At 54.0% G+C, this 10906-nt stretch carries 9 protein-coding genes; 2 read left to right on the top strand and 7 right to left on the bottom strand.

What is annotated here, in order from left to right:
• Positions 1-148 precede the first annotated feature (148 nt).
• Positions 149-757, top strand: coding sequence for a heme-binding protein (locus tag IQ254_RS13675; protein WP_193966708.1), 609 nt, complete (start codon positions 149-151; stop codon positions 755-757).
• A 39-nt stretch (positions 758-796) separates the two neighbouring features.
• Here IQ254_RS13675 and IQ254_RS13670 read toward each other — a convergent pair whose 3' ends face one another.
• The 6 genes from IQ254_RS13670 to IQ254_RS13645 all read right to left on the bottom strand — a co-directional run bounded on the left by IQ254_RS13670 (position 797) and on the right by IQ254_RS13645 (position 6447).
• The gene (locus IQ254_RS13670; protein ID WP_193966707.1) at positions 797-1447 is read right to left on the bottom strand and encodes a GIY-YIG nuclease family protein; all 651 of its coding nucleotides are present in this window, start codon (positions 1445-1447) and stop codon (positions 797-799) included.
• Positions 1448-1648: 201 nt separating this feature from the next.
• On the bottom strand, positions 1649-2314 hold the full coding sequence (locus IQ254_RS13665; protein WP_193966706.1) for an SDR family oxidoreductase: 666 nt from the start codon (positions 2312-2314) through the stop codon (positions 1649-1651).
• 57 nt (positions 2315-2371) lie between these two features.
• Entirely contained in the window at positions 2372-2989 is a 618-nt protein-coding gene (locus IQ254_RS13660; protein ID WP_193966705.1) for a hypothetical protein, read from the bottom strand.
• Positions 2990-3494: 505 nt separating this feature from the next.
• On the bottom strand, positions 3495-4400 hold the full coding sequence (locus IQ254_RS13655; RefSeq protein ID WP_193966704.1) for a sulfotransferase: 906 nt from the start codon (positions 4398-4400) through the stop codon (positions 3495-3497).
• 142 nt (positions 4401-4542) lie between these two features.
• Entirely contained in the window at positions 4543-5613 is a 1071-nt protein-coding gene (locus IQ254_RS13650) for a sulfotransferase (RefSeq protein ID WP_193966703.1), read from the bottom strand.
• A 324-nt stretch (positions 5614-5937) separates the two neighbouring features.
• Entirely contained in the window at positions 5938-6447 is a 510-nt protein-coding gene (locus tag IQ254_RS13645; protein WP_193966702.1) for a hypothetical protein, read from the bottom strand.
• Positions 6448-6599: 152 nt separating this feature from the next.
• Between IQ254_RS13645 and IQ254_RS13640 the strand changes: the two genes are divergently transcribed.
• Entirely contained in the window at positions 6600-8852 is a 2253-nt protein-coding gene (locus tag IQ254_RS13640) for a glycosyltransferase (protein WP_228040658.1), read from the top strand.
• A 318-nt stretch (positions 8853-9170) separates the two neighbouring features.
• On the opposite strand, the gene ggt is transcribed toward IQ254_RS13640, so the two are convergent.
• Positions 9171-10760 (bottom strand): gamma-glutamyltransferase, encoded by a 1590-nt coding sequence (gene ggt / locus IQ254_RS13635; protein WP_228040657.1) that lies wholly within the window; start codon positions 10758-10760, stop codon positions 9171-9173.
• Positions 10761-10906: the final 146 nt, after the last annotated feature.

Genomic DNA, 10906 nt, shown 5'->3' with positions numbered 1-10906 from the left:
GGCCTGGAAGGGGCGGGTCTATAGCAATGGCTAAGGTTGCGATTGCCATACCGTGGCGCAGACGGCCTTGGCGACGGTGCCGCCCCTCAGCAGTCGGCCACCCCTTAGACCGCTACACTGAAATCATGACGCATAGGGCAAGTTGTCGATGAAACTGGGTCAAAGTTTATTGATAGTAGGGGTTTTGGCCATTGGCGTAGGAACGCTACTGCTTGGGGCCTACAGTGCGGCCTCGGCCCCGTTGCCAGAGGGCTTTCCGCCACCGACAGCGGATGGCGCGATCGAAATTAAACAGTACCCTGAGTATCGCGCTGCCACCGTGCAGGTCAGCGGAAATTTGGCGAATGCCTCGTCGCGGGGCTTCTCGCCATTGTTTCGCCACATCAGCAGCAACGATATCTCGATGACGGCCCCGGTAGAGACCCGCTACCCCACGGTCACCCTACAAGATAATTCCACCACCCAGGGCGAGGCAACGGTTTCGTTTTTGTACCGCAGCCTAAACATCGTGCCCCAGGAAGTAGCCCAAAACGTCCTGGTCGAAGATATTCCAGCGATGACGGTGGTCAGCGTGGGCGTCAGGGGCGGCTACGACTACGAGATTTACACTCGCGGCATCCAGCAGCTCCAGGCGTGGCTGGCAGCGCATCCTGACTATGCGATCGCGGGGCCACCGCGACGCTTTTTCTACGATGGCCCCTACGTGCCCAATCTGCTCAAGCGGAGCGATATCCAGATTCCGGTTGAGCGCCGCTAGGCCCTGCCTATGGCCAGTCGAGACCCAACCCGCTCGGGTTTAGACTTGGCTATCCTGGGTTTGCGCTCGAATCAACGCACTCCAGTTGTCATCGGCCATGGCGGCTGCTAAGTCAGCCTGGGGGTTGGCTGGGCTATCGGCCTGGGGTTGTGCCTTCGATAGGGAACCATCCGCCATGGCGCGACGGAGCTTCAGTTTTTTCGCTTCGTAGGCTTCTCGCTCTGCGGCAGACATCACCTGAGTTGAGGCTTCGCCAATGGTTTTGGCCCAGGTGCCATCGACATTCCCCGGGGGCGGGCTGGGCAATGCCGCCATCCATTCGGCCTGGAGGGCGGCCATCACCTCCCGTTTGGGGAATTTGAAGGGTTGTACCTGCACCAGCGCACAGACCGCTTCCCCTTTTTGGGTCAGATGGCTGCGCAATGACAGCGAGACATTGCGGGAGAAACCAATGAACTGCGTTTGTGAGTTGCTATCTAGCACGGCGTAAACACCGGCTACCTTGGCCTCTTGGGCCAGATCAAACCAGTCGGCAACGGCCAAGGGAGTATCTATCCTATGCTCCAAGGTCGGCACCTCTGCGGTATTGGCAGCATGTTCGTCAGCAACGCTGTACAAAAAATCGTGCAGCCCCTGGTGGGCAACCGGGATATGTTGATGCTCGATGGAGTTTGGGTTTTCGGGAGGCAAGGGCTTGGCTAGATTGACGACATTTCATTATCGCCCCTAGCAGTCTGGCTATGTAGCTTGATGACGCGACTGCAATAGTTGCGATCGCGCTCTTGAGAGAGCATCATTCCTTCGTTTTAGGGGTAAACGAGCACTGGCCATATTGATCCGTAGACCGCAACCGTTCGAGGCAGGGGGCGCTATGGGGTTTGGCCAGCCCGACTACCAAGGCAACACCTCGCCGTTGGCGTGCCAAAAGGTGCCCGAGGTCTCGAGGGTGAGCGCATCAATGCGGGCCAGTAGCCCCTTGACCGACTCCGCTGGGGTAATGCCATGGCTAGTAAACCCGGTCATGCGAGTTTGCACTAGGCCCGGGTGCAAAATTGCCACCGCAATGCCTCGGGGCTTGAGGTCGTGGGCTAGGGACTTGCCCGCCATCGACAGAGCCACCTTCGACAGGCGATAGCCGTAGGAACTACCGGAGGTATTGTCGCCAATAGACCCCATGCGGCTGGTCATCAGCACCACCTTTGACCCCGATGCCAGGTTCGGCAATAGAGCCGCTGTCAGCCGTAGGGGGCCGAGGGCATTGACCTCAAACTGCTGCCGCATGCTATCAAAATCTAGATTGTCTAAGGTGACACGCTCTAAAATGCCCGCGTTGTTAATCAGCCCATCGATCGCAGTGCCTTGCAGATGCTGGGCCAGGTCGGCAACCGCGGCGGCGGCGGTGATGTCAACCCCTGCTTCTATGCGCACCCCCAGGGCTTGCAGCTCGTCGGAGGGTTGACGACACAGGGCAATGACGGTATCGCCTCGCTGCTGAAGTTGTCGGCAATATTCGTAGCCAATGCCACGATTTGCGCCGCTAATTACATAGGTAGCCATGGTCTATAGTCTGAGTTGGTGCCGATGCTTACACCTAGATTACGGTGAGTCGCAGTCTTAAGCGTCTCCATCAACCGCTGACGCACACCGTAGGGCGGTAGGACAGGCCTGGACTAGGGGAGGATATTGATCTGGATTGGCGACCAGCGCTTGAATGCCAGGCATGACCGTGCGTTCGAGGTAGCGATCTTGATCGCGATGCCAGGGCGACCAAAATAAAAAACTGGCTCCCAGTCTTTCGACATTGAACTGGTTGAGCGCAATCGGGGTATCTTGGTTGAGATCTAAAGCGCTGGAGTCAATCATCGGCGCGATCGCAATTCGGCCCTTAAATTGTTCAGCGATCGGGTTAAAAGGGGTATCTCGCGAGAGTAGCGAATCGGGGGTAGAAATGCCACCCCCCAGCTCTTCTGCAACATTGGCAATATCCGTCAGGTTAACGTCATGACCCATGCCATCAAAGCTGAGGTAGTTGAGCGTCGCCAGCACTAAAGAGTGGGGAAATGCCTGGCGCGTCTCTCGAAATAGCCGCATAAACTGCTCTTTGTACTGGCTTTTATCGTACTCATCGACGGTTCCTAGCGCCGATTCTGGGCTGGCAATGCCGTGAAAGCTGGCTACACCGTCGTAGCGATCGCCTAAAGCCTGCATCAGCGCAATGAACCGATCGGTCACCCAAGGTTCCCAACTCGCGGCCGCACAACCATTGCGACTTTTACTAAGAGTCGACCAATACCGGCCACCATCCCGATTATAGACATAGGCTGGCAAGGGAAGACCCGGGCTACATCCATCCACAAATGACCGATCCCAGACGGTGAGAAACAAGTGTTTATTGTTCACTTCCAGGGCTGCCAAAGCCCGATCAATTTCAGAAAAATCGTACTCTCCCATTTCGGGTTCTAACGTGCCCCAATAGATCTTTTTCAGAACACCTTGAACATCGTTGCCCGTTATGATCTCTGAATTTCGCTCTAAAAAATCAGCAGTATCGCTGGTAGGCCCAACACTAATGTAGTGACCTGGGTGCCATTTCACCTGATTGAAGTCGCTTTCGCTGAGACTATTTGAGGCGGGGAAAAGGCTGCATGATACAGCCGCCAAAAAAGCGACGAAGACCCATAAAAAAAGCTTGGCTCGACTAGAAAAAAACGGCATGACAATAACTTTGTCTCAGAGATCAGATAGCTTTATCGAGTACGGCCCAATCGAAGGCCTGGCTCTCCACCGTGGCCTTGTAGGTATCGCAGGTCATATCAGTACCTAGCCACTGCCCAAGTCGAGCTAGATCGCGGTCAAAGATTTCCTTGAGATATTCCAAGTTTTGGGGGCTAATTTCTGGTCGTTCTAAATTACTAGCCAACAGTCCTCTAACTTTCGTCTTTACTGCTTGGGGAAGTAAATTTTCGCGGATCGGCTTGAGCACTTTAGATTTACGCAGAAATTTTAGCCAGGGCGTACTGACGGGGCGCTCCTTAGTGACATTTTTGGGCTTAGCTTCAAAGTCCCATCGGGGTTGACCTGGGTAGCCAATAAACCGACATATTCTCTCTATTTCTTCTTGGGGATAAGCCGTAACGCGCTCAAAGAAAGTGGGCAAAATTTTCTCAGATCCGAATTTTTCCATAAATGGCTCTAACTGCATAGCATATCGGCTGTAGTCAACCAGCTCGGGATGCTTATAAATAGCCCGGTTAATGTCGAGACTAATATTCTTTAATGTGCATTCATGCAAATACTGGGAAATCAACCGATCAATCGGATGTCGCATAATGTAAATCAGCTTTGTGTTGGGTATCAAGCTGTACATGCGCTCCACAACATCTGGATAAGTTGGCAACTGTGAATAAGTTGTCGCCGCCTCACCACAGATTTCGTCGACCTTGGCCCCGGAAAACTTGCTTTTGTACCAATCTGTGCCTTGATTATAGTTTTGGTCGTGGCTAAAGAAGTAAAGCTCTTTAGGATTGCTGACCATAAAAATACCGGGCTGCTGACCAAGTTGATAGTGCATCGTGGTCGTGGCAGACTTCATTGCTCCGATAAACAAGAAGTCTGGCAATCTTCCCGAATTTGCTTGAACCATAGTAGCTACAACCTAAAAAAAACAGCTGTTTAAATATCTTTCCGCGTGATTTATATTGAACTCAGGCCACCTTCGTGAAGGGGATTTAGAGAAATTTCTAAGTTTGGCCGATAGTCCCCCAACCTCTAGATATGCCCGTTCCCTACTGCTCCATTTTTAAACGTCTAAAATCTCGACGGGCCTTAGTGATAGCGTAAAGTGTTTTCTCAACATATTTGCCGATCGCAATCGCCCTAGAGAGCAAGCCCCACCGCAAATCAAGTATGCGATTAAATAGGACTTCGCGCCAGTTAGTCGGAGCACAGTTTTCAATCTCATACCCTAGCAACTGCATAGGCTCTGCGGCAATACTATAAAACCTTACCTTGCGGCTGTCTGGCCAGTCTTTCCATCGAGCCTTGGGTTGAAAATTGGTGCTTTTCTCTACTACTTTCCAACCTGTCGGCTTGCCATCAGCACGTTTGGTTGCGGTCTTGCTGAAATTCTCAGAAGAGCCAAAGATAGGTAGAGCTTGAGCCTTTTCAAAATCGTACAGAGAAGTATCAAAATCTAAGAAGTCGAAGATGGACGTCATCACCTCAGGCAGGTCTGTCAAAATATCTTCGTACTTAATTAACAGATAATTGTCTTTGAACTTAGAATCTTTGTACTGCTCGTCAAACTTTAAAATAGTATTTGCTGCCTCAGCCCACCGCCGCATCGTAAATTCGTAGTTTGAGCCAAAAGATTTTACGTTTGACTCAACCATGTCGCGCCCGTCTCGCACAATAATAATTAAACGAGTGGTAGGAAAAAGCTTAAAAAATTTAGATAAATGATTGACGCTAGGCGTTTTTGTGACCACAGCCTTAGGGCGATCGCGATCGTCCCACATACCTTGTTCTTCACCGAATCGACTGAGATAGAGCAGCAACCCGTCGCCAATAGATTTAAACAATTGCGCCTGCAAGTCTTGATTCACAGATTCCATCTCTGGATGCTTTTCGTACAGACGCCCATGACGGCTCCAGTGACTAGAAACATTACTGACGTAACGATCTAATAAGTTGAAATTATCCAGGAAATGATCTTCAGCCATGGCTCTAGCCGCAACCCCTCGGCACTGAGGATGTAGACATAGAAGATTGTAGAGAAAATTAGTTCCACTACGGGTCATAATGCCTGTGATATAGACGACATCGACATGACCACTCTGTTCTGCAATATTCTGCATATTAAAAACCTTACAAAGTGAACGATTTTATCTATAACTTTACCGAAAAGGTCGCTACAAAGCCAGGATATCAAGGCCTTTTTTGACCTGAAGAGTCAGCTAAAGCTGAAAGTATAGATACAGCCTAGGTTTGGTAAAAGATATAAACTAGCCTAATATTTTGAAGTCAAAACATGTATGTAAATACTTGATTAAGACCTAGATTTTTAATGGATAAAATACTAATTCCATAGTACCTCATTATTTTTAGGGGCGGTTTTGCAGGCAGTAGGCGCAACTCATGCCGAGCCCCATCGCAGGCCCTATCTCAGTACCCTGGGAGCGCTAAAAGTTACAGTCTTGGGGCAGTGGAGGCTGTGTCGCCACCTCAGGGAACAGGGCAGGATCAAGGATGACAGACTCAAATCCGTCTTGAATGCTGCCCTGTAACACCTGGGTGCCGTAACCTCGATCATTCATGTGAGCCCGAACCAGGATTGTTTCGTTGGCCTGTACCGGCACCGGACCGCCCGATCGCGTAAAAGGCTGCTCATCAACATGGCTGTGGAGCAAGATGCGGCGGTAGAGTAGTTGCCCATCGTCACTCACGACTTCCCACCAATCGGCGTAGCGATCGCAGCCTGTATCGGGGCTCGCCACTGTGACCGCAAAGCTGTAGTCGCCCGGCTCTCCGGTGACGCTGACAGCGCGAACTGCCGCGCCTGCTGCATCCAGATCGCGGGCTAGCGCGTCACTTTCTGACGGCTGCAAATCAGGTGCTGAGCTGACAGTGGTCTGACAGCCGACTGCCCCGGCCAGGCCAATCACACCGATACATTTAATCAAGTTTTCCACTGTTCTCCTTAACCCGGTGGGGCAACATGGTAGGACTCTCAGGAAACTGTAAGACAGCTCTCAGATTATCTTCGCCAAATCTAGCAAAATTGATCGTGCGATCGCAGTTTGCGTCAGCCACAGCTATAGCGTTTATTCAGGTAATCTCGCCTATGACCTCTGCCCAGATGCGACGAAACCAGTTCCGCCCCCAGCTGGCCACCCTGCTGATGGTCGGCGTCATTGTTGGTTCCGGGTTGATTGCGATCGCCTGGTTTGCTGGCAATGGGCTCGTCACCACTATTTTTGACCAGCTCAATCAGCTGCAGCAGAACCCCCCGGCCTGGGCGATGTCGCCTATGGTGGTGGGCCAGTATTTTTTGTTTTGGGCCGCCTCTCTGATGCTGCTGGTCTGGTTAATTATGGCAATTTCGCCCCAGCCCGTGACCTGGTCAAGAACGATCGTTGTCATTATTCTGGCCGTTTTGACGGTGCGCTATCTGCTGTGGCGCTCCCTCTCTACCCTCAACCTCAGCACTCCCCTCGATGGCGTGTTTAGCCTGGTCTTGTTTGCCCTGGAGCTGTTGATTCTCACCAGCGGCATAATTCAGCTATTTTTGCTGTTGCGGGTCAAAGATCGCCGCAGGGCCGCCGATCAGCTGGCTGAAACCGTGGCCACTGGGGCCTATACCCCCACCGTAGATGTGATGATTCCCACCTACGACGAACCGGCATTTATTCTGCGGCGCACGATTATTGGCTGTCAGGCATTGGCCTATGAGCCCAAGACCATCTACCTGCTCGACGATACCCGTCGCCCCGAGATCCAGGCTCTGGCGGCAGAGTTGGGCTGCAACTATCTAACCCGGCCCGACAACGCCCACGCCAAGGCCGGCAACCTCAACCATGCTATTCCCCAAACCCACGGCGAGCTGCTGGTTTTATTTGATGCCGACTTTGTGCCCACCCGCAATTTTTTGACCCGCACCGTCGGCTTTTTTCAAGACCCCCAGGTAGCGCTGGTGCAGACGCCCCAAAGCTTTTATAATCCCGACCCAATCGCCCGCAACTTGGGCTTAGAAGATGTGCTCACCCCCGAAGAAGAGGTCTTCTACCGCCAAATTCAGCGGGTACGCGATGGCGCTGGGGCGGTCGTTTGTGCCGGTACGTCCTTTGTGGTGCGGCGATCGGCGCTGGCCTCGGTGGGTGGGTTTGTCACCGAAGCGGTAAGCGAAGACTTTTTTACTGGCATTCAGCTGGCCGCTAAGGGCTATCGTCTGGTGTATTTGAATGAAAAACTCAGTGCTGGGCTAGCTGCCGAAAATATTGCCTCCCATGCTCTCCAGCGCGTGCGTTGGGAGCAGGGCACTCTCCAGGCATTTTTCATTAAATCCAACCCGGTGACCATTCCTGGTCTGACCCCGATTCAGCGGTTGGCCTACTTTGAGGGGTTGATTCACTGGTTTAGCAGCATCGCTCGGGTGGGCTTTTTGCTGATGCCTTTAGCCTACGCTTTTCTCGGCGTGGTGCCGCTCCAGGCGACCCAGTCAGAGTTGCTCTATTTCTTTGTGCCGTTTTATCTGGTGCAGTTGAGCGTGTTCTCCTGGTTAAACTACCGATCGCGATCGGCGTTGCTATCGGATGTGTATTCCCTGGTGCTGGCCTTTCCTCTGGCGGTCACGGTATTTCAGGTGATGGTGCGGCCCTTTAGCAAAGGGTTTAAGGTCACGCCCAAGGGCACGGCGAGCGATCGCTACCATTTCAACTGGGCCTTGGCCTGGCCATTGGTGGTGGTGTTTGTGCTGACGGCGCTGAGTCTGTGGGTCAACTTGGGCCATTGCCTGGTGACCATGGCCGCACCGGTTTATCACATCAAAGGCCTGGGCATTGCTTGGGTCTGGAGTGGCTACAACTTGCTGATGCTGGGCCTGGCCCTGTTGATTTTGCTCGATGCCCCCCGGCCCAGCCCCTACGAATGGTTTAACCTCCAGCGCGTTGCTAGTATCCAGCTGACCACCGACTCAGACCCGGCGGCATCTGAGCCCCTTTGGGGAGTTACTACCATGATTTCTGAGGTGGGTGCAGAGGTGGTGCTGACCAAGCCCCAACCAATGGTTGAGGCCATGCTGCGATCGCAACCCATCGAGTTCACCCTGGTGGATGAGCAGATTGCGATCGCGGGGACAGTGTCTGATATTCAAACTAAGAACGGGTTTCCAACGGTCACCATTCAATTCGCACCCCTGCCGTTGGCTCAGCAGCGGCGCTTGGTAGAGCTACTTTTTTGTCGCCCGGGTCAGTGGCAAAGCCGCTGTGCACCCAACGAGCTACAATCACTCTGGCTGATTTTGAAGTCGCTGTTTCAGCCTCGATTTTTGTTTGACCGTCAAGTCCAAACTAAGCCCATTATGGTTAGCAAGGTTTAGCCCTATAGCGTCTTCTGGGTCAACCCATGTCGTTGCTATTCCTGCGGTCGCTTGGGTTAGCGTTGGTTCGATCTAAGCGCTGGTTCTAAAGCTGAAATTGCTGAAACGACGCAGTCTCATGGAGTGATAAGGCAATTCGACAACGGTGAAGTGAGGGTTGTGGCTGATGTCGAACTTATACGAAATCCGATTTGGGAAACCCCGATTCATAATCAGGAACCTCGTAGGGGCATAGCATGCTATGCCCCTACGAACCGGGGGTATGCAGGCAGGATTTGGTATTGGATTACTTACTTCTGTGATCGATGGGGTTAGAGTTTAAAGCGAGGCGATCGCACCATCGCTGCGGCGATCGCAGCCTCCCTGGAGTTTTCCCGGCTCGATTTGAATGGCGTGGGCGTGGCCCATCTTCTCTGACCAGGCCGGGGTTGCGGTTACCCCATGGCCTCGCCGCTCTAATTCCTGGCGCACCTGGGTGGGAATGCGATTTTCCAGGGCTAGCTGGGTGTTGGCTTCACCCCAGGTGCGGCCCCATACCCAGCGGGGCAGATCGATGGCAGTTTGGGGGTCAAAGCCAAAGTCAAGGATGCGAGTCAGCATCGCCAGCTGGGTTTGGGGCTGGCCTTCGCCACCCATGGTGCCCAATACCAGGTGGGGCTGGCCTGCACCATTGAGCACCAGGCCTGGCATCAGGGTGTGAAACGGACGCTTGCCTGGCTCCAGGGCGTTGGGGTGTCCAGCTTCAAGGGAGAAGAGCGATCCTCGATTCTGCAAGGTAAAGCCCAGATCGGGCGGTACCACCGCTGCCCCAAAGTCAAAGTAGTTGCTTTGAATCACCGATACGGCGTTGCCCGTGCTGTCGACGACAGCGGTATAGGTGGTATCGCCGCCCAGGCAGGGGCTGGTATGGTGCTGGGCCCTGGCCATATCTAGCTCTGCCCTGCGGCGATCGCCGTAGGGTTTGGAGATCAGCTCTGCCAGGGGAATGTCGGTAAAGTCAGGGTCACCCAGCCAGCGATCGCGATCGGCAAAGGCCAGCTTGATCACCTCCACCAGCAGATGATAGTAGTCGGCGGTGCCGTGGCCCAGGGCTGGCAGGTCAAACTCCTCCAGCAGGTTCAGCATTTGCAGCACCGTAAACCCTTGGGTATTGGGCGGCAGCTGGCACACTCGGTAGCCCCGATAATCGGTGCTGATGGGGTCAACCCAGGTCGATCTATGCGCCGCTAGGTCAGCTTTGGTGAGCAGCCCCCCCAGGGGTGCCAGGTGGGCAATGATCTGAGCGGCAATCTCTCCCTGATAAAAGTCTTGGCTGCCCGTTGCCGCTAACCGTTGTAGGGTGGCGGCCAGGGGTGGGTTAATCAACTGCACACCGGCTGCGGGAACCGCACCGTTGGGTAGAAAGGGATTTTGGCCACCTCCGTAGGCCCGGAGTTGATCGCGATTGACCTCAGTCCAGTGGGCCTGGGTGGCAGAAACCGGGTAACCGTCTGCCGCCAGGGCGATCGCCGGTTGTAGCAGGTCGGCCCAGGGCAGCGTACCAAACCGCTGGTGCATATCGCCCCAGGCCGCGACCCCGCCCGGCACCGTAATGGCCGCCTGGGGGCCGCGCTGGGGAATAGCCTCTAGGCCCTGACGCTCAAAATAGGTGCGATCGCAGCCAGCCCCGGCGCGGCCAGAGCCATTGAGCCCGTAAAGCTCACCCGACTCGGCCTGGTAACCCAGCCAAAACCCATCGCCCCCGAGCCCCGTCATGTGAGGATAGACCACCGCTAGGGCGGCCTGGGTGGCGATCGCGGCATCGACCGCGTTACCGCCCCGCTGGAGTATGGTCAGCCCGGCGGTAGAGGCTAAGGAATGAGGGCACACCACCATTGCCGTGGGCGCAGATGCAGAAGCAAGAGCCATACCTAACTCAGGGCAGATTTCAGCGGTGGCACAGAGTCTTAACATTATCTTGCTAAGAGTGTTTTAGCTAAATACCTATCCGGTGTCTCTCCGCGACCGGCCCAGTGGGCCGAGTTTGGGTTCCCGTTCGGGATGTTTTTTGAGGT

This window comes from Nodosilinea sp. LEGE 07088, assembly GCF_015207395.1.
Classification (GTDB): Bacteria; Cyanobacteriota; Cyanobacteriia; order Phormidesmidales; family Phormidesmidaceae; genus Nodosilinea.
The sequence above is the reverse complement of the archived record's forward strand: the minus strand, read 5'-3'. Positions and strand labels throughout refer to the sequence as shown.

Bases quoted from the DNA above. Each gene is read 5' to 3' on its own strand.
- IQ254_RS13650 (WP_193966703.1), bottom strand. From the start codon at position 5,613: ATGCAGAATATTGCAGAACAGAGTGGTCATGTCGATGTCGTCTATATC.
- ggt (WP_228040657.1), bottom strand. From the start codon at position 10,760: ATGGCTCTTGCTTCTGCATCTGCGCCCACGGCAATGGTGGTGTGCCCT.
- IQ254_RS13655 (WP_193966704.1), bottom strand. From the start codon at position 4,400: ATGGTTCAAGCAAATTCGGGAAGATTGCCAGACTTCTTGTTTATCGGA.
- IQ254_RS13665 (WP_193966706.1), bottom strand. From the start codon at position 2,314: ATGGCTACCTATGTAATTAGCGGCGCAAATCGTGGCATTGGCTACGAA.
- IQ254_RS13640 (WP_228040658.1), top strand. From the start codon at position 6,600: ATGACCTCTGCCCAGATGCGACGAAACCAGTTCCGCCCCCAGCTGGCC.
- IQ254_RS13675 (WP_193966708.1), top strand. From the start codon at position 149: ATGAAACTGGGTCAAAGTTTATTGATAGTAGGGGTTTTGGCCATTGGC.